This window comes from Pedobacter deserti (assembly GCF_024436415.1).
GTDB lineage: Bacteria > Bacteroidota > Bacteroidia > Sphingobacteriales > Sphingobacteriaceae > Pedobacter > Pedobacter faecalis.
In genome coordinates this window covers 1,366,036-1,383,437 of record NZ_JAFMZQ010000001.1, presented here as the reverse complement: position 1 = coordinate 1,383,437, position 17,402 = coordinate 1,366,036, and the positions used below count along the sequence as shown (strand labels likewise).

At 41.4% G+C, this 17,402-nt stretch carries 33 protein-coding genes; 1 reads left to right on the top strand and 32 read right to left on the bottom strand.

Translation table 11 applies throughout. The features are described 5' to 3' along the window. Positions 1 to 19: 19 nt before the first annotated feature. The 31 genes from rplQ to J3P40_RS06110 all read right to left on the bottom strand — a co-directional run bounded on the left by rplQ (position 20) and on the right by J3P40_RS06110 (position 16,318). Positions 20 to 559 carry a 50S ribosomal protein L17 gene (gene rplQ, locus J3P40_RS06260; RefSeq protein ID WP_256003872.1) on the bottom strand — a complete coding sequence of 180 codons (540 nt, stop codon included), beginning with the start codon at positions 557 to 559 and terminating at the stop codon, positions 20 to 22. Positions 560 to 646: 87 nt separating this feature from the next. Continuing rightward, positions 647 to 1,639, bottom strand: a complete 993-nt coding sequence (locus J3P40_RS06255; protein WP_256003871.1) for a DNA-directed RNA polymerase subunit alpha — start codon at positions 1,637 to 1,639, stop codon at positions 647 to 649. A gap of 71 nt (positions 1,640 to 1,710) precedes the next feature. Next, on the bottom strand, positions 1,711 to 2,319 hold the full coding sequence (rpsD, locus tag J3P40_RS06250) for a 30S ribosomal protein S4 (protein ID WP_256003870.1): 609 nt from the start codon (positions 2,317 to 2,319) through the stop codon (positions 1,711 to 1,713). Positions 2,320 to 2,383: 64 nt separating this feature from the next. After that, positions 2,384 to 2,773 carry a 30S ribosomal protein S11 gene (gene rpsK, locus J3P40_RS06245; RefSeq protein WP_256003869.1) on the bottom strand — a complete coding sequence of 130 codons (390 nt, stop codon included), beginning with the start codon at positions 2,771 to 2,773 and terminating at the stop codon, positions 2,384 to 2,386. A 20-nt stretch (positions 2,774 to 2,793) separates the two neighbouring features. Beyond that, positions 2,794 to 3,171, bottom strand: a complete 378-nt coding sequence (gene rpsM / locus J3P40_RS06240; protein ID WP_256003868.1) for a 30S ribosomal protein S13 — start codon at positions 3,169 to 3,171, stop codon at positions 2,794 to 2,796. Between the two features lie 83 nt (positions 3,172 to 3,254). After that, complete coding sequence (rpmJ, locus tag J3P40_RS06235; protein ID WP_107214554.1) at positions 3,255 to 3,371, bottom strand: 50S ribosomal protein L36; 117 nt, start codon at positions 3,369 to 3,371, stop codon at positions 3,255 to 3,257. 2 nt (positions 3,372 to 3,373) lie between these two features. Next, a complete protein-coding gene (infA, locus tag J3P40_RS06230) occupies positions 3,374 to 3,592 on the bottom strand; it encodes a translation initiation factor IF-1 (protein ID WP_048907428.1) in 219 nt (72 codons plus the stop codon). A gap of 70 nt (positions 3,593 to 3,662) precedes the next feature. Next, a complete protein-coding gene (gene map / locus J3P40_RS06225) occupies positions 3,663 to 4,448 on the bottom strand; it encodes a type I methionyl aminopeptidase (protein WP_256003865.1) in 786 nt (261 codons plus the stop codon). A 1-nt stretch (position 4,449) separates the two neighbouring features. After that, positions 4,450 to 5,784: a preprotein translocase subunit SecY gene (gene secY, locus J3P40_RS06220; protein ID WP_256003863.1), complete on the bottom strand. Its 1,335-nt coding sequence runs from the start codon at positions 5,782 to 5,784 to the stop codon at positions 4,450 to 4,452. A 3-nt stretch (positions 5,785 to 5,787) separates the two neighbouring features. Next, on the bottom strand, positions 5,788 to 6,234 hold the full coding sequence (rplO, locus tag J3P40_RS06215; RefSeq protein WP_256003860.1) for a 50S ribosomal protein L15: 447 nt from the start codon (positions 6,232 to 6,234) through the stop codon (positions 5,788 to 5,790). Positions 6,235 to 6,342: 108 nt separating this feature from the next. Further along, the gene (gene rpmD, locus J3P40_RS06210) at positions 6,343 to 6,522 is read right to left on the bottom strand and encodes a 50S ribosomal protein L30 (protein WP_256003858.1); all 180 of its coding nucleotides are present in this window, start codon (positions 6,520 to 6,522) and stop codon (positions 6,343 to 6,345) included. Positions 6,523 to 6,526: 4 nt separating this feature from the next. Then, positions 6,527 to 7,045: a 30S ribosomal protein S5 gene (gene rpsE / locus J3P40_RS06205; protein WP_256003856.1), complete on the bottom strand. Its 519-nt coding sequence runs from the start codon at positions 7,043 to 7,045 to the stop codon at positions 6,527 to 6,529. Between the two features lie 17 nt (positions 7,046 to 7,062). Further along, on the bottom strand, positions 7,063 to 7,416 hold the full coding sequence (gene rplR, locus J3P40_RS06200; RefSeq protein ID WP_256003854.1) for a 50S ribosomal protein L18: 354 nt from the start codon (positions 7,414 to 7,416) through the stop codon (positions 7,063 to 7,065). A 5-nt stretch (positions 7,417 to 7,421) separates the two neighbouring features. After that, positions 7,422 to 7,979, bottom strand: coding sequence for a 50S ribosomal protein L6 (gene rplF / locus J3P40_RS06195; RefSeq protein ID WP_256003852.1), 558 nt, complete (start codon positions 7,977 to 7,979; stop codon positions 7,422 to 7,424). 16 nt (positions 7,980 to 7,995) lie between these two features. After that, on the bottom strand, positions 7,996 to 8,394 hold the full coding sequence (gene rpsH / locus J3P40_RS06190) for a 30S ribosomal protein S8 (protein ID WP_256003849.1): 399 nt from the start codon (positions 8,392 to 8,394) through the stop codon (positions 7,996 to 7,998). 90 nt (positions 8,395 to 8,484) lie between these two features. Continuing rightward, a complete protein-coding gene (gene rpsN, locus J3P40_RS06185) occupies positions 8,485 to 8,754 on the bottom strand; it encodes a 30S ribosomal protein S14 (RefSeq protein WP_256003846.1) in 270 nt (89 codons plus the stop codon). Then, positions 8,754 to 9,320, bottom strand: a complete 567-nt coding sequence (gene rplE, locus J3P40_RS06180) for a 50S ribosomal protein L5 (protein WP_256003844.1) — start codon at positions 9,318 to 9,320, stop codon at positions 8,754 to 8,756. Before rplE ends, rpsN begins: the two co-directional genes overlap by 1 nt. Next, positions 9,320 to 9,658: a 50S ribosomal protein L24 gene (gene rplX / locus J3P40_RS06175; RefSeq protein WP_256003842.1), complete on the bottom strand. Its 339-nt coding sequence runs from the start codon at positions 9,656 to 9,658 to the stop codon at positions 9,320 to 9,322. The genes rplE and rplX overlap by 1 nt, the downstream gene beginning before the upstream one ends. Position 9,659: 1 nt before the next feature. Beyond that, positions 9,660 to 10,028 carry a 50S ribosomal protein L14 gene (rplN, locus tag J3P40_RS06170; RefSeq protein WP_008244575.1) on the bottom strand — a complete coding sequence of 123 codons (369 nt, stop codon included), beginning with the start codon at positions 10,026 to 10,028 and terminating at the stop codon, positions 9,660 to 9,662. Between the two features lies 1 nt (position 10,029). Next, positions 10,030 to 10,284, bottom strand: coding sequence for a 30S ribosomal protein S17 (gene rpsQ / locus J3P40_RS06165; RefSeq protein ID WP_133556531.1), 255 nt, complete (start codon positions 10,282 to 10,284; stop codon positions 10,030 to 10,032). A gap of 13 nt (positions 10,285 to 10,297) precedes the next feature. Beyond that, positions 10,298 to 10,507: a 50S ribosomal protein L29 gene (gene rpmC / locus J3P40_RS06160; protein ID WP_256003840.1), complete on the bottom strand. Its 210-nt coding sequence runs from the start codon at positions 10,505 to 10,507 to the stop codon at positions 10,298 to 10,300. A 72-nt stretch (positions 10,508 to 10,579) separates the two neighbouring features. Beyond that, complete coding sequence (gene rplP / locus J3P40_RS06155; RefSeq protein WP_041878515.1) at positions 10,580 to 11,002, bottom strand: 50S ribosomal protein L16; 423 nt, start codon at positions 11,000 to 11,002, stop codon at positions 10,580 to 10,582. Positions 11,003 to 11,038: 36 nt separating this feature from the next. Continuing rightward, positions 11,039 to 11,875: a 30S ribosomal protein S3 gene (gene rpsC / locus J3P40_RS06150; protein WP_256003839.1), complete on the bottom strand. Its 837-nt coding sequence runs from the start codon at positions 11,873 to 11,875 to the stop codon at positions 11,039 to 11,041. 5 nt (positions 11,876 to 11,880) lie between these two features. Further along, a complete protein-coding gene (gene rplV, locus J3P40_RS06145) occupies positions 11,881 to 12,243 on the bottom strand; it encodes a 50S ribosomal protein L22 (RefSeq protein WP_256003836.1) in 363 nt (120 codons plus the stop codon). 7 nt (positions 12,244 to 12,250) lie between these two features. Then, on the bottom strand, positions 12,251 to 12,517 hold the full coding sequence (gene rpsS / locus J3P40_RS06140) for a 30S ribosomal protein S19 (protein ID WP_008244581.1): 267 nt from the start codon (positions 12,515 to 12,517) through the stop codon (positions 12,251 to 12,253). Then, positions 12,517 to 13,341 (bottom strand): 50S ribosomal protein L2, encoded by an 825-nt coding sequence (rplB, locus tag J3P40_RS06135; protein WP_256003833.1) that lies wholly within the window; start codon positions 13,339 to 13,341, stop codon positions 12,517 to 12,519. Before rplB ends, rpsS begins: the two co-directional genes overlap by 1 nt. Before the next feature lie 23 nt (positions 13,342 to 13,364). After that, positions 13,365 to 13,655 carry a 50S ribosomal protein L23 gene (gene rplW, locus J3P40_RS06130; RefSeq protein ID WP_256003831.1) on the bottom strand — a complete coding sequence of 97 codons (291 nt, stop codon included), beginning with the start codon at positions 13,653 to 13,655 and terminating at the stop codon, positions 13,365 to 13,367. 1 nt (position 13,656) lies between these two features. Continuing rightward, a complete protein-coding gene (gene rplD, locus J3P40_RS06125) occupies positions 13,657 to 14,286 on the bottom strand; it encodes a 50S ribosomal protein L4 (RefSeq protein ID WP_256003829.1) in 630 nt (209 codons plus the stop codon). Positions 14,287 to 14,290: 4 nt separating this feature from the next. Continuing rightward, positions 14,291 to 14,908 carry a 50S ribosomal protein L3 gene (gene rplC, locus J3P40_RS06120; protein ID WP_256003828.1) on the bottom strand — a complete coding sequence of 206 codons (618 nt, stop codon included), beginning with the start codon at positions 14,906 to 14,908 and terminating at the stop codon, positions 14,291 to 14,293. Between the two features lie 178 nt (positions 14,909 to 15,086). Beyond that, entirely contained in the window at positions 15,087 to 15,485 is a 399-nt protein-coding gene (locus tag J3P40_RS06115; RefSeq protein WP_256003827.1) for a DUF1634 domain-containing protein, read from the bottom strand. Continuing rightward, positions 15,482 to 16,318 (bottom strand): sulfite exporter TauE/SafE family protein, encoded by an 837-nt coding sequence (locus J3P40_RS06110; protein ID WP_256003826.1) that lies wholly within the window; start codon positions 16,316 to 16,318, stop codon positions 15,482 to 15,484. Before J3P40_RS06110 ends, J3P40_RS06115 begins: the two co-directional genes overlap by 4 nt. A 76-nt stretch (positions 16,319 to 16,394) precedes the next feature. Between J3P40_RS06110 and J3P40_RS06105 the strand changes: the two genes are divergently transcribed. Further along, positions 16,395 to 16,997, top strand: a complete 603-nt coding sequence (locus J3P40_RS06105; RefSeq protein WP_256003825.1) for a hypothetical protein — start codon at positions 16,395 to 16,397, stop codon at positions 16,995 to 16,997. A 66-nt stretch (positions 16,998 to 17,063) separates the two neighbouring features. Here the strand turns inward: J3P40_RS06105 and rpsJ are convergent, their stop codons facing one another. Further along, positions 17,064 to 17,369 (bottom strand): 30S ribosomal protein S10, encoded by a 306-nt coding sequence (rpsJ, locus tag J3P40_RS06100; RefSeq protein WP_084237698.1) that lies wholly within the window; start codon positions 17,367 to 17,369, stop codon positions 17,064 to 17,066. Positions 17,370 to 17,402 lie beyond the last annotated feature (33 nt).

Sequence of the window (17,402 nt, the reverse complement as noted above, 5' to 3'; positions counted from 1 at the left end):
CTTTAGAATAGAATATCTCCTATTCTCCTTTGTTCTCATTTGTATTTTCAGAGTCCTTAGTCTCGTCAGCTTCAGCTGCGGCAGCTTCTGTCGAAGCTTCAGCAACCACGGCGTTCGCAACTGATTCAGACTTCTTGGCTTTACTTCTACCACGTCTAGTTGTCTTCTTCTCAACTACCGCAGTATCTTTACCGTAAACTTCATTGTAATCAACAAGTTCGATTAATGCCATTTCCGCATTGTCACCCAATCGATTATTTAGCTTAATGATCCTTGTATAACCCCCAGGGCGATTCGCAACCTTAGCAGCAACATCCCGGAATAACTCAGTCACCGTTTCCTTGTCTTGCAAATATCCAAAAACTACACGACGAGAATGCGTAGTATCATTTTTAGACTTTGTAATAATAGGCTCAACATATGTACGCAACGCCTTTGCTTTAGCCAAAGTAGTTGTGATTCTTTTATGTTTAATAAGCGAGGAAGCCATGTTGGCCAGCATTGCCTTTCTATGTGAATCTGTTCTTCCTAAATGGTTTACTTTTTTACCGTGTCTCATTTTTTAATGTTTCAGCGTATACCGTCTCTTTGAATCTAATACGAGGGAATTATACACTATTTATAATATAGTTAATTAACTTAAAGCCTATTCCTCGTCTAATTTGAATTTGGCCAGGTTCATACCGAAAGACAAACTCTTAGACTTAACGAGTTCCTGAATTTCAGTGAGAGATTTTTTGCCAAAATTCCTGAACTTAAGCATGTCAGCCACATCATATGAGACTAAATCCGCTAAGGTTCTAATGTCGGCGGCCTTCAAACAGTTAAGGGCTCTCACAGACAAATCTAAGTCTACCAGCTCAGTCTTGAGTATCTTACGCATATGTAGGATCTCTTCATCCACTTCCTTGGTTTCCTCCTTAGCCTGAGACTCCAAAACAAGATTCTCGTCAGAGAACAGCATAAAGTGCTGAATTAAAATCTTAGCTGCCTCCTTGAGTGCCTCTTCAGGATGGATAGAACCATCGGTGGAGATATCTAAAACTAACTTTTCGTAATCCGTTTTTTGTTCTACACGATAATTCTCGATCGTATACTTCACGTTCTTCATCGGTGTGAAGATAGAATCAATAGCAATCACCCCAACAACCGCATCACTGACCTTATTTTCTTCTGCCGGCACATAACCGCGGCCCTTGTTAATCGTCATCTCAACTTCCAAAGTTACAGACTTCTCCATATTGCATATTACAAAATCAGGATTTAGCACTTCGAAATTATTTGAGAACCTCGTGATATCGCCGGCAAGAAACTGGTCTTGTGCGCTTATCACAATAAATATCTTTTCTGTATCACCTGAATCACCCACCTTCTTAAAACGAACCTGCTTAAGGTTCAGGATAATTTCAGTAAGATCCTCAACAACACCTTTGATAGTAGAAAACTCATGAGAAACGCCAGAAAAACGAATGCTCGTAATGGCATAACCCTCCAAAGAAGAAAGTAAGATTCTCCTCAAGGCATTACCAATTGTTACACCGAAACCAGGTTCTAATGGACGAAATTCAAATGTACCGTCGAAATCAGTCGATTTCTGCATGATCACCTTATCGGGTTTTTGAAAAGCTAAGATTGCCATTTATAATGTTTTTAGATCGTTATTAATTTGTGCAAACAAGAATTAATTGCCCTAAGGCAATCAATTCTTTATTACTTAGAGTATAACTCTACTATTAGGTTTTCTTTAATATTTTCAGGAATCTCGTCACGATTTGGATATGCTAAAAATTTACCTGACAAATCAGCCGCATCCCAGTCCAACCAATTGAACTTGTTAATCACCCGGCCTGCAACTGAATTAGTAATCGACTCCAGGCTCTTAGATTTTTCGCGAACTGCAACGACATCTCCTGCTCTCAACTGATAAGACGGGATGTTCACAACTTCGCCGTTGACAGTGATATGCTTATGACTCACCAGCTGACGTGCACCGGCACGAGTTGGAGCAATTCCCAGTCTGTATACAGTATTATCTAAACGCGCTTCAAGAAGCTGTAATAAATTATCTCCTGTGATACCAGACTTAGATGAAGCTTTAGTAAATAGGTTACGGAATTGACGTTCTAACACTCCGTAGGTGTACTTAACCTTTTGCTTCTCCATTAACTGGACAGCATATTCTGATTGCTTACCTCTACGCTTAGAGACGCCATGCTGACCTGGAGGATAATTCTTTCTATCCAGAACTTTATCAGGGCCAAAAATCGGCTCTCTGAACTTACGGGCTATTTTGGACTTAGGTCCGGTATATCTTGCCATAGTTGTTGTTTTAAAGTATCATGCAGTCTATAACCGCAGACTCTTAGCTTTAAAAAAATATAAATTAAACTCTTCTCTTTTTTGGAGGCCTGCAACCATTATGTGGAAGCGGTGTGATATCCTTAATTGAGGTCACTTCCAAACCGGCAACCTGCAATGTTCTGATAGCAGACTCGCGTCCGGAACCAGGACCCTTTACGAAAACATCTACTTTACGAAGTCCTAAATCAAAAGCAACTTTACCGCAATCTGAAGCGGCCTGACCGGCTGCATACGGTGTATTCTTCTTAGAACCCTTGAATCCCATCTTACCTGCAGATGACCACGAAATCGTCTGACCGTTTACGTTGGTTAAGGTAACGATGATGTTGTTAAAAGTAGCATTGATATGCGCCTGTCCTACAGGCTCAATCACAACAATCCGCTTTTTGGTAACTTTTTTACTTTTAGCCATAATCTTATTAGGTACTACTCTTATTTAGTAGCCTTTTTCTTGTTTGCAACTGTTTTCCTCTTTCCTTTACGGGTACGAGAATTATTTTTAGTACGCTGACCCCGAACAGGCAAGCCCTTTCTGTGACGTAAACCGCGGTAACAGCCTATATCCATCAGACGCTTAATATTCAACTGCACTTCCGAACGCAGAGCCCCCTCTACTTTTACGCCGTCGTTGATAATTGTACGAATAGCAGAAAGCTCATCATCTGACCAATCCTGCACCTTTTTATTGAAATCAATTCCTGCCTCAGACAATATACGCTGAGCAGTTGATCTTCCTATACCGAAAATATAAGTTAACCCAATTTCACCTCTTTTGTTTCTTGGTAAATCAATACCTGATATCCTTGCCATATTTATACTAGTGTTTGATTATTTGACTAAACGACAGATTGAGTAACCTGTACATTTAACCCAATCATACTTTAAATAAGTTCTTAACCCTGACGCTGCTTGTATTTAGGGTTTTTCTTGTTGATCACGTAAAGCTTACCTTTACGACGAATAACCTTACAATCTGCGCTACGCTTTTTAATTGATGACCTAACTTTCATTTTTATTTATATCTATAAGTAATCCTGCCTTTTGATAAATCGTAAGGCGACATCTCCAACTTAACTTTATCCCCGGGTAAAATTTTTATATAATGCATCCGCATCTTACCCGAAATATGTGCAATAATCTCATGCCCGTTTTCCAGCTCTACCCGGAACATAGCATTCGATAACGCTTCCTTTATTACTCCGTCTTGTTCAATCGAGGCCTGTTTAGCCATATAATATTGATTTTTACTTAATTAGCTACCGTTAAATAGGGATGCAAAATTAATAAAAATTTTTAAATAATCACTTTTTTTCTTTTAAAACTTCCTCGATCAAACTGAACGTCGATAAGACGTCCGCACTACCGCGCTTAACAGCAACGGTATGTTCAAAGTGGGCCGAAGGCCTATTGTCCTTAGTCGTTACCGTCCAACCATCCGACCAGAACTTAACAGCTGGGGTACCTGCATTTATCATAGGCTCTATTGCGATCACCATCCCTTCTTCCAACTTAATACCAGAGCCTCTCTTGCCATAATTTGGAACCTCCGGCTTCTCATGCAACTTGATGCCTACACCGTGGCCTACCAGCTCTCTTACTACACCATAGCCATTAGCTTCGGCCAGTTCCTGGATCGCGAAACCGATATCGCCAACTCGCGAACCAACAACTGCCTTTTGAATACCGTTATCAAGGCACTGTCTGGTTATCTCAAGAAGCTTTCGCTTTTCATCACTAATCTCGCCTATAGAGAAGGTGTAAGCAGAATCACCATAATATCCATCCTTTACAACCCCGCAATCTACAGATATAATATCGCCCTCCTGGATGATATAATCACTTGGAAAACCATGAACTACCTGATTATTAGGGGAAATGCACAACGAATAAGGAAAGCCGTTATAGTTTAAAAACGCTGGAATTGCGCCATGATCCCTTATAAATGCTTCAGCGATCCGATTCAATTCCAACGTAGTAACTCCTGGTGAAATAAGCTTGGCTACCTCCGCCAAGGTCCTAGATACTAACAGGGAACTAGCCCTGATCAGTTCAATTTCCTCAGAAGTTTTATAATATACTCTAGCCATCTTAAACAATGGCCCCGGTACCACCTGCAACTGGCGCGGCGGTTCTGCCTGTAACACGGCCCGTCTTCATCAACCCATCATAGTGACGCATCAAAAGGTAACTTTCAATCTGTTGTAAGGTATCCAATACAACGCCTACTAAAATGAGCAGCGAGGTGCCGCCGTAGAATTGAGCAAATTCCGCTTTTATACCAAACTTCACTGCGATTGAAGGAAGTATAGCAATAATCGCTAGAAATATAGCTCCTGGAAAAGTAATTTTTGATATCACATCATCAATGAAAGAAGACGTGGAGACACCAGGTTTAATTCCTGGAATAAAGCCACCATTCTTCTTCATGTCATCAGACATCTGCGTAGGGTTAACTGTGATGGCTGTATAAAAGAAAGTAAATGCAATAATCAAGAACGCAAAAGTAAGACTGTAGGCCAAAGAAGTGTAGTCACTAAATTGAATAAGCCAAGTCTCCTGTAATGATGGGAAAAACTGGGTTAGCGTTGCGGGAATAAACATCAACGCCTGCGCAAAAATAATTGGCATTACACCCGCGGCATTAACTTTCAGCGGGATATATTGACGGATACCACCAAATTGCCTGTTTCCAACGATTCTTTTAGCATATTGAACTGGAACCTTTCTCACACCCTGTACGATCATTATTGTAAACATCACAACCGCGAACAGCGCCACAATCTCAATCACCAATGCTATAGGACCACCCTCCCCAATAAACCTCGAATTCACTTCTTGTACTAAGGCAACAGGCAAACGCGCGATAATCCCTACCATGATAATGAGTGATATACCATTACCAATGCCTTTATCTGTGATTTTCTCACCAAGCCACATGACAAACAATGTTCCAGCAGCCAGCACAAATGTAGCCAGTATTAAAAACCAGGTGTGGTCAATAACAATGGCTTCCTGAGGCACCTGGGTCTTCACATATCCTACTGCCTGCACAGCAGTGATAGCAACAGTAAGATAGCGTGTAATCTGATTAAGCTTCTTCCGGCCACTCTCTCCCTCTTTCTGCATCTTTTGAAAAGAAGGAACAGCAATACCTAACAGCTGAACTACGATTGAAGCGGAAATATATGGCATAACACCTAATGCCAAAATAGATACCCGCGAGAAAGATCCCCCGGCGAACATATCTAACAGCCCTAAAAGACCGGACTTTTGATTATCTCCTAATAAATTAGCATCGACACCCGGCAAAACCACATGCGACACGAATCTGTAGATCAACAAAATGATAAACGTAAACACAATACGTTCCCTCAATTCGTCGATTTTCCAGATATTACTTAAAGTAGTAAACAGCTTTTTCATTAATTACAATTTTTCGATTGAGCCTCCGGCAGCCTCAATTGCCTTCTGAGCACTTGCTGAAAAAGCATGTGCTTTCACATCCAATTTAGCTTTAACTTCACCACGACCTAAGATCTTAACTAGATCGTTCTTGGAAGCCAAACCATGCTGTTGTAAGGTATTAAAATCAAGAACCGTCAAATTAAATTTTTCAGCAAGCTGCTGAAGAACATCCAAATTGACACCCACATACTCAACACGATTTATTGGCTTGAAACCAACTTTAGGAACGCGACGCTGTAAAGGCATTTGTCCTCCTTCAAAACCAATCTTGGTTGAGTGGCCGGAGCGGGAGCCCGCACCCTTATGTCCGCGAGTAGAAGTGCCACCTCTACCCGAACCGGTACCGCGACCAATCCTTTTACTGTTTTTAATAGATCCTGATGCAGGTTTTAAATTACTTAAGTTCATTTTGAAACTCATTAGGCTACCCTTCGCTTTCACTAATCAGGGTAGCGGTTAAACATAAAGGTTGCAAATCTAGTTATATAACTCATATTTGCAACCCTATTATAAAAATTATATACTTTCTACAGCGACCAAATGGTTAACCTTCTTTACCATTCCAATGATAGCAGCATTGGCTTCAACTTCTACGCTTTGATTCAATTTAGTTAAACCAAGCGCTTGCATTGTACGCTTTTGTCTTTCGCTTCTGTCTATAACGCTTTTTATCTGGGTTATTTTTATCTTAGCCATAGTATTATCCGTTAAAAACTTTATTTAAATCAACACCACGGTGCTGAGCAACCGTATATGCATCACGCATCTTTGTTAACGCATCAACGGTAGCCTTAACCACGTTGTGTGGATTTGATGAACCCTTAGACTTTGCTAATACGTTGTGAACGCCTGCACTTTCCAAAACTGCGCGCATCGCACCACCGGCAATAACCCCGGTACCCACTGCAGCAGGCTTAATCAGCACAAAACCACCTGAGAACTTACCAATTTGCTCATGAGGAACTGTTCCATTTAAAAGGGGCACTTTTACCAGGTTCTTTTTAGCGTCGTCTACACCCTTCGCAATCGCCTCAGTTACCTCCTTTGCCTTGCCTAGACCATAGCCAACAATGCCGTTCTCGTCACCGACAACCACAATCGCAGAAAAACTGAATGTACGTCCGCCTTTTGTAACCTTAGCTACCCTCTGTATGCTAACCAAACGATCTTTCAATTCGATTTCGCTAGTCTTAACTCTTTTTATATTAATAGTTGACATTCTTATACTATTTAAAATTAAAATATTAAACCAGCTTCTCGGGCACCTTCAGCAAGGGACTTTACGCGACCATGGTATAGATAACCATTTCTGTCGAAAACAACCTCTTTAACTCCAGCTGCGATAGCTTTCTCAGCAACCAACTTACCTACAGCCACAGACTGTTCAGATTTACTTCCAGATCCGGAAAAATCTTTAGATAAAGACGAAGCTGACACGATTGTGCTACCAGTTACATCGTTAATAACCTGAGCATAGATACCTTTATTGCTTCTATATACTGATAAGCGTGGACGACTTTCAGAACCAACTAATTTTTTCCTGATTCCTTTTTTTATACGATCTCTACGAGATATTTTCTTTCCTGCCATGATTACTATTTTTTAGAAGCTGATTTACCTGCTTTTCTTCTTAACACCTCACCTACGAACTTGATACCTTTACCTTTATATGGCTCTGGCGCACGCAATGACCGTATCTTTGCAGCTACTTGTCCGATAAGTTGCTTATCTATACTTTCCAGAATGATCTTAGGTGTCTGACCTTTCTCAGAAGTCGTAGTAACCTTCACTTCCTGCGGCAACTGAAACACATAATGGTGAGAGAAACCTAAAACAAGGTCCAAAGTATTTCCCTGATTTGTTGCACGATAACCCACGCCTACCAATTCCTGTTCTAACTTGAAGCCGTCTGTAACGCCAACTACCATGTTATTCAACAAGGAGCGATATAACCCGTGCAAAGCTTTGTGTCTTTTTTGCTCTGAAGGACGCTGTACTGTGAGTACACCATCTTCTTGCTTTACAGTGATATCTCTATCTACTGCTTGCGATAATTCTCCTTTAGGTCCCTTTACGGTCACTACGTTATCATTAGCTACCGTAACGGTGACACCTGCGGGGATATTTATTGGGGCTTTTCCTATTCTTGACATTTCGTATTCCTCCTAATTAGTAAACGTGACACAAAACCTCACCACCAACATTTAATTTAGCTGCCTCTTTATCGGTCATAACCCCTTTTGAAGTGGATAAGATAGCGATGCCCAGGCCGTTCAATACCCTAGGCATGTTCTCAACGCCAGCATACTGCCTTAATCCCGGCTTACTAACACGTACCAAGGTACGGATCGCAGACACTTTGGTAATCGCATTATACTTCAACGCAATCTTAATAATTCCTTGAGCTGTCGTATCTTCGAACTTATAGTTAGCGATATAACCCTTATCAAAAAGCACTTTTGTAATTTCCTTTTTGATGTTCGATGCAGGAATCTCTACGATTCTGTGATTTGCCTTAATGGCATTTCTTACTCTTGTAAGATAATCCGCTATTGGATCTGTATTCATGTTTTATTAAATTGTGATAGTGGTTTCCTTCCCGACCATTCAGGACGACCTGCTATCTGTTAATCACTTTATACGCTTTGTGCTATGGTCTTACCAGCTAGCCTTTCTGACCCCTGGTATTTTTCCTGCCAAAGCCATCTCACGAAACGTTACCCTCGATATACCGAAAGTACGCATATATCCGCGAGGACGGCCTGTCAACTTACAACGATTATGTAAACGCACCGGAGAAGAATTCTTCGGCAGCTTATCTAAGCCTTCATAATCGCCGGCAGCTTTAAGTTCAGCACGTTTTTCCGCATATTTAGCTACCAGTCTCTGACGCTTAATTTCGCGGGCTTTTACTCCTTCTCTTGCCATTATTGATTTGTATTTTGATTTTTAAAAGGTAATCCAAACTGCTTTAATAACTCAAGTGCTTCAACGTCTGAAGTTGCTGTCGTTACAAAGGTAATATCCATGCCTAGAATCTTATTAATCTTGTCTATATTGATCTCAGGGAAAATGATCTGCTCAGTAATACCTAATGTATAATTTCCCTTACCATCGAAACCTTTATCGTTGATTCCTTTGAAATCACGGATACGTGGCAAAGCTACGGAAATTAAACGATCTAAAAACTCATACATGTTATTATCACGCAAAGTAACACGCACACCTACAGGCATACCTTTACGAAGCTTGAAGTTAGAAACGTCCTTTTTCGACTTAGCAGCAACGGCCTGCTGACCAGAAATGGTTGTCATCTCCAAAATAGAGCTATCAACAATCTTCTTGTCTGTTACAGAAAAACGGCCAACCCCCTGGTTGATCGAGATTTTCTCCAACTTTGGAACCTGCATTACACTTTTATAGTTAAACTTGTCTTTCAGTGCAACAACAATTTCCTCTTTATATTTACTTTTTAATCTTGGTACGTAAGCCATTATTTGATCTCCTCTCCTGATTTTTTACTAACCCTAACTAACTTTCCATCAGCATTAAGCTTTCTACCTACACGGGTAATATCACCTGTTTTAGGATCTATCAGCGCTACATTGGAAATATGAAGAGTAGCTTCCTTTTTAATTATGCCACCGTTAGGTGTAGCAGCATTAGGTTTCGTATGTTTTGACACAAGGTTCACGCCTTCAACAAGCACTCTGCTCTTAATTGCATCTACTGAAAGGACTTTACCTTGCTGACCCTTAGAGTCACCTGCTATAACCTTTACTAAGTCGCCCTTACGGATCCTAACTTTGGGTTTAGTTACTTTATTTTTCATGTTATAATACCTCCGGTGCTAATGATACAATCTTCATAAACTGCTTTTCACGCAATTCTCTCGCAACCGGACCAAAAATACGTGTTCCACGCGGCTCGTCCTGTGCGTTTAGCAATACTGCGGCATTGTCATCAAAGCGGATATACGAACCGTCCTTACGTCTGATTTCTTTCTTTGTTCTAACAACAACTGCTTTAGAAACTGTCCCCTTCTTAATGTTTCCTGAAGGCAACGCGCTTTTTACGGTAACAACAATTTTATCACCAATCGAAGCATAGCGTTTTCCGGTACCACCCAGTACACGGATTACCAACACTTCCTTTGCACCGCTATTATCGGCTACATTTAATCTTGATTCCTGTTGTACCATCTTATTTAGCCCTCTCTAAAATTTGTACCAATCTCCAGTTCTTGTTTTTACTCAGCGGACGGGTTTCCATGATCAATACGGTATCTCCGATTCCGCAATCATTCTTCTCGTCATGAGCCATAAATTTGGTAGTTTTCTTAACAAACTTACCATAGATCGGGTGCTTAACTTTACGTTCAACAGCTACAACAACAGACTTATCCATCTTATTGCTCACTACCAACCCGGTTCTTGTTTTTCTTAATTGTCTTTCCATTTCGACTCTAAAGTTATTTAGTTTCAGTAGCAGACTCGGCCTTCCGCCTGGTCACTTCAGTGTTTAATCGGGCTATGTTTTTCCTTACCAACTTAATTCTGGAAGGATTCTCAATAGCCGAAATTGTGTGAGCAAATTTCAACTTAACCAAGTTTTCCTTTTCTTCTGCAATCCTTGCTACTAGTTCTTCCTTTGAAAGCCCTGTGATTTCTGAGTTTTTCATCTTATTAGTTTTTATGTTTGAGCCTAGCGGTTATAATAACAAGTTACTTACAACATTCAACTCAAAATCATTCTATGCTTCTACGTAATCTCTACGTACTACAAATTTTGTTTGGATAGGTAGTTTTTGAGCCGCAAGTCTCATTGCCTCTTTAGCAACTTCCAACGGCACGCCCTCAGCTTCAAAAATGATGCGTCCCGGCCTAACAACTGCTACCCAATATTCAGGAGCACCTTTACCTTTACCCATACGTACTTCAGCTGGCTTCTTAGTAACCGGCTTATCCGGGAAAATCCTAATCCAAACCTGGCCTTCACGTTTCATGAAACGAGTTACCGCAATACGGGCTGCTTCTATCTGACGGCTTGTTATCCAAGTCGCTTCTAAAGATTTAATCCCGAAAGATCCGAATGACAATTCAGCACCACGAGTTGCTAAACCTTTCATTCTGCCCTTTTGCATCTTTCTGAACTTCGTTCTCTTTGGCTGTAACATTTTATCTTATATTATCGTTAAACGATCTGTTTACTACTACTTGCGCGGACCTCTGTTTTGACCTCCGCCTCTGTTATCTCTTCCAGCGCCAGGGCCAGACTGACCAGGACCTCTTCCACCGCGACCTTTGTCGTTTCTTCTGTCTCCGCCACGATGATCCCTGTCTCTTCCACCAGCGAACCCACCTTCAGGTCTGCCCTTACCAGGAGCATTATTTGCTGCACCGATGTTTGGAGAAAGATCGCGTTTTCCATAGACTTCGCCTTTGCAGATCCAAACTTTAACCCCGATCTTACCGTAGGTAGTTAAAGCCTCAGCCAAAGCATAGTCAATATCCGCTCGGAAGGTATGCAGAGGAATTCTTCCCTCTTTATACTGTTCGCTACGCGCCATCTCCGCACCACCTAAACGACCAGAGGTCATAATTTTGATGCCTTCGGCGCCCATACGCATTGTGGAAGCAATAGTAGACTTCATCGCTCTACGGAAAGAAATCCTGGCCTCCAACTGCTTTGCTACGCCTTCTGCAACCAATTGGGCATCCAGCTCCGGACGCTTAATTTCAAAGATGTTGATTTGAATTTCCTTCTTGGTAAGCTTCTTCAACTCTTCTTTGATTTTATCTACTTCCTGACCAGCTTTACCGATAACGATACCTGGACGCGCCGTGTGAATTGTAACAGTGATGCGCTTAAGCGTACGTTCGATAACTACTTTAGCTACCCCGCCTTTTGCGATACGCGCCGAAAGATATTTTCTTATTTTTTCGTCCTCAACTAATTTATCAGCATAGTTGTTGCCTCCGAACCAGTTAGAATCCCAACCTTTGATGATTCCTAACCTGTTACCTATTGGATGTGCTTTTTGTCCCATTTCTGTTAATTAGTTTGAGTTTCAACGTTTTTACTATCTACGATCAAAGTTACGTGATTAGAACGCTTACGTATTCTATAACCACGTCCTTGAGGGGCCGGCCTTAACCTTTTCAACTGACGACCGCCGCCAACCATTATAGTTTTCACGTATAATTGGCTTTCTTCAGGGCGAGAACCTTCATTCTTGGATTCCCAGTTCTTGATTGCAGACAATAGTAATTTTTCAACCTTCAATGCTGCTTCCTTATTGGTAAACTTTAATATATGTAAAGCTTTCTCAACGCCCTCTCCTCTGATAAGATCTACAACCAAACGCATTTTACGTGGTGAGGTTGGACAATTGTTTAATTTCGCTACTGCTTCCATCTCTTAATTATTTTTTCTTTTCAGAGTGACCTCTAAATGTTCTGGTTGGAGCAAACTCTCCCAGCTTGTGACCAACCATGTTTTCTGTTACGTATACCGGTATAAACTTATTACCGTTATGTACTGCAAATGTATGACCTACAAAATCTGGAGAGATCATTGATCTGCGTGACCATGTTTTAATGACGGACTTCTTTCCTGAATCATTCATAGAGACAACTTTTTTCTCTACGTTATGGTCAATATAAGGTCCTTTTTTAATTGAACGAGCCATTATTTCTTCCTTTTCTCTATGATGAAACGATTTGAATATTTTTTCAGTGTCCTGGTTTTGAACCCTTTAGCATACATGCCATTTCTTGACCGCGGCTGACCTCCAGATGAGCGTCCTTCACCACCACCCATCGGGTGATCCACTGGGTTCATCGCTACCGGACGTGTTCTAGGTCTGCGACCCAACCACCGCTTACGACCTGCTTTACCCAATACTTCATTAGCGTGATCCGAATTGGATACTGTTCCAATTGTTGCCAGGCAGGTTACCAATATCAACCTTGTTTCACCAGACGGCATTTTCAAAGTAGCATATTTGCCATCACGTGCAGCCAGCTGTGCATAAGCACCGGCGCTCCGTGCCAATTGCGCACCACGCCCCGGATGAATTTCCACGTTGTGGATAATTGAACCCAGAGGGATATTGGCAAGTCTCAATGTATTGCCAAGTTCCGGCGCAGCAGTATCGCCTGAAACAACCTTTTGTCCAACCTGAAGCCCTTCAGGTGCAATAATATAACGCTTCTCACCATCAGCATAATTTAATAATGCGATACGTGCTGTACGGTTAGGATCGTATTCAATAGTAGCAACAGTAGCAGGAATATCAAACTTATCACGTTTAAAATCAATTAAACGATAAGATCTCTTGTGACCACCGCCCATATAGCGCATCGTCATCTTACCTGTATTGTTCCGTCCTCCCGATTTCTTAGAAGATACAACCAATGATTTTTCGGGCTTGGTTGCGGTAATCTCCGTAAAACTGGCACCAACTCTAAAGCGGGTACCCGGAGTAACTGGTTTAAATTTTCTTAAGCCCATAGTTTATATTTATTCAATTCTTATTAAACGTTAGCGTAATAATCTATTGTCTCGCCATCTTTCAGCGTTACAATAGCCTTCTTATATTTCGGGCTGCGACCTGTCACCAAACCAGCTTTTGTATTTCTGGATTTAACTTTCCCATCTACAACCATTGTATTTACCGCAAGCACGCTTACGCCATACATTTTTTCAATAACCTGCTTGATCTGCAGTTTATTTGCCTTGTGATCCACTTTAAAAGTAAAGCGGTTAGACTTCTCTGTTAAACCGGAAGCCTTTTCTGTTAATATCGGTTTTCTTAAAAGTTCCATATTACTTAGCGAATGCTTCCTCCAAAGTTTTAAGAGAGTCAGTAGTAAGCAAAAGTTTACCACAGTTTAATACATCATAAGTATTCAACTGATCAGCGGTAACTACCTTAGCTTTCTGTATGTTTCTGCTTGATAAATAGATATTGTTATTCTGGGACGGCAAAACAAGCAGTGTCTTTTCTGTGCTTAAATTTAAAGCGCTTACCAGATTTACATAGTTCTTCGTTTTAACTGAATCAAAATTAAATGACTCCAAAACAACGATGTTCGCATCCTGAGCCTTGTATGACAAAGCCGATTTACGAGCAAGCGCTTTCAACTTCTTATTCAGTTTGAAACTATAATCGCGCGGCTGAGGACCGAATACACGACCACCTCCGTTGAACAATGGAGATTTAATACTGCCGGCGCGAGCACCACCAGTTCCTTTTTGCTTGTATAACTTACGGGTTGAACCTGCTATTTCGTTACGTTGCTTCGATTTGTGTGTACCCTGACGCTGATTGGCCAGATATTGTTTCACATCCAAATAGATTGCATGATCTACCGGCGTAATTCCGAAGACCGACTCAGGAAGTTGCACCTTGGCACCTGTCTCTTTTCCTGAGATGTTTAATACTTTTACTTCCATCTGCTTACTTATCTAAGATTACGTAAGAACCCTTCGCTCCAGGTACTGACCCGCTTACTACAACTAAATTCTGGTCAGCATACACTTTCAGAACCTGCAAGTTCTGAACTTTAACTCTGTCTCCACCAGTTCTTCCGGCCATACGCATACCTTTAAATACACGCGACGGATATGAAGACGCACCCAGTGAACCTGGCGCACGCATCCTGTTGTGCTGACCATGAGTTTGTCCACCTACACCGCCAAAGCCGTGACGCTTAACAACACCCTGAAAACCTTTACCTTTAGAAGTACCCACAACATCTACAAAATCACCTTCATTAAAGATGTTTACCGTTACGGTATCACCCAAATTCAATGATTCTTCGAACTCTGCAAACTCCACCAATTTGCGCTTTGGTGTAGTATTTGCTTTTGCAAAGTGCCCTTTTAAGGGTTGCGTGGTGTTCTTCTCTTTAGCTTCATCAAAGCCTAGTTGAACAGAAACATAACCGTCTTTCTCTGCGGTTTTTACTTGTGTCACTACACAAGGTCCAGCCTCGATCACCGTACACGGAATATTTCTTCCGTCGGCGTCGAAAATGCTGGTCATTCCTACTTTTTTTCCAATAATACCTGACATTTTCTATTTTAAATTTAACACCCATCGAAGCAGTAGGGCTTCGTTCAAGGTGGATATACATCCCGGTTAAGGGACGGCAAAAATAGAAAAGAAATCTTAATTTTCAAATAGTTAGCGCATTTATTTTTTAAATAAACGCAGAAAAAAAATAACAGCCGGAGAGGCTGTCAAAAACCCACTAACCCACTAAGTTATTGCTAAGACTAAACAAAATGACACACAACACAAACAAGCCGATAGCAACATACAGGTAGTCGCGCTCAATTAAAAAACTGAACACAGAAAATACCACACGCATAACCGGGGTAAAGATGAGCAGCAAAACACCAAACTGGATGACTGAACTACCGTCCAGTCGAAGCAAACCATACAATATAGCAGACACTGAAGACAAGCCCGATTTGTCGGGATTGAAGCTACCGTAATCTATTCGTTCTGCTGAATGGTCAAACAGATAAATACACGCTCCAATAAGTACAATGATCATAGACGACATTACTCCTACCCGAAGCAGCGTACCCAGAATCAGCTGAATATCTTTCTCACTCTTCAAGTCTCCTTTATCTTTATTCATCATATCAATCCCGTTATTCCCTTGTAGATCATCTGCAGTGCCAGGACAGTAACTACGACAGCAAACACGACCTTAAGCTTATCCGTTTTTGTGCGCACTAAAACCCTCGATCCCACTGTGGCGCCCAAAAGAACACCTACTGTAACCGGCATCGCAATTCCTGGATCTATTTGTCCCCTGTGCAGATAGACAATGGCGCTCGCCGCCGCAGTAACCCCCATCATAAAATTACTTGTAGTAGTTGATACCTTGAAAGGTATCCGCATGATGTTATCCATAGCGATCACTTTTAACGCGCCAGAACCTATGCCAAGTAAACCTGAAATAATGCCTGCCAAAAACATCATTACAAAACCGCCCGCCACGTTATGAACGGCATATGCCTTCTGTCCACTTTCTGTCGGATAAGAACCGTTCAACCTAAAGAAGGCCGCCGCCTTACCAGAGGCTACATTGTCTGAACGATCAATTTTTTTCTTAACCATCATGACAGAGGAAAATAAAAGAATTAAACCAAATACAATCGCAATATAGCCCGGATCAATAAATATTGTTATTACAGCCCCGAGAATGGCGCTGACCGTGGTAGCCACTTCCAGGAACATCCCGATGCGTATGTTCGTGATACCTTCCTTTACATAAGCTGCGGCCGAGCCCGAAGAGGTTGCGATCACAGAGATGATGGATGCACCGATAGCATATTTAATATCTACGTTCAGCGCCAAAGTCAGCAATGGAATTATAACCACACCGCCGCCCAGACCAGTAAGAGAACCAACCAGACCCGCCAAAAATGCTCCGGTTAACACAATAATTGTGAATAGTAATACCGACATTGTGGCAAATATACTATCTCCAATGCTTACACAGTAAAAATTAAAATGAATGTTGTATGAATAACCAGATTGTCTTATGAAAAAAATTACAACCATGATCATGATCCTGGCGATCAGCCTGACAACAACGGCACAACTCCCTCAAGATTCCTTAAAGACCGGTACATCACTTCAGGATCAGTATAAATTGATGCTATCCAGATCAAGAACATTAGATGGCTACAAAATAGTTAACCCCAACAGGCTTGCAGCATTTTGGGCCAGTGTGAGAGACAGCATATCCTTCGGCAAAAAAGATCTTGTCGCCACGAAAAAGAAAGTAAACAGCCTGCAGGCGCGCCTCGACACCATGGACAGACAACTTAGAGGCAACGAGAACGCTTTGGCCAATGCAAATGCCAAACTGGATGAACTGCAGATCCTCGGCCTTTCCTTTAAAAAAGGAACCTATAATGCTATCGTATGGAGCATCATCCTCATTCTAGCCCTAGCACTTACACTAACGGTTGTCAGATCATTGGCCGCCGTTCGCGAAGCCAGGTACCGGGCCGGTTTGTACAATGAGCTGAGCGAAGAACACCAACGATACAAAACCAAAGCAAATGAGAAAGAGAAAAAGCTTGCACGAGAACTCCAGGACGAAAGAAACAAACTGGAAGAGTTCAAAAATCAACGATGAAGTACCGAAAATAAAAAGAGCCTTGCTGATGTTCAGCAAGGCTCTTTTTTAACTAAAATCTTAGCGTTACACCTTGATTTCAACCTCAACGCCGCTAGGCAACTCTAGTTTCATCAACGCATCTACGGTTTTTGAGTTAGAGCTGTAGATATCCAGCAAACGCTTATAGGCACAAAGTTGAAACTGCTCACGGGCTTTTTTATTCACGTGTGGTGAACGCAGCACAGTAAACACTTTTTTCTCTGTAGGCAACGGAATCGGTCCGCTTACAACTGCGCCTGTAGGCTTCACAGTCTTCACGATTTTCTCAGCAGACTTATCTACCAGATTGTAATCGTAAGATTTTAATTTAATTCTAATTCTTTGGCTCATTATTATTATTTAATTGTGCTGTCGGTTAGAGCT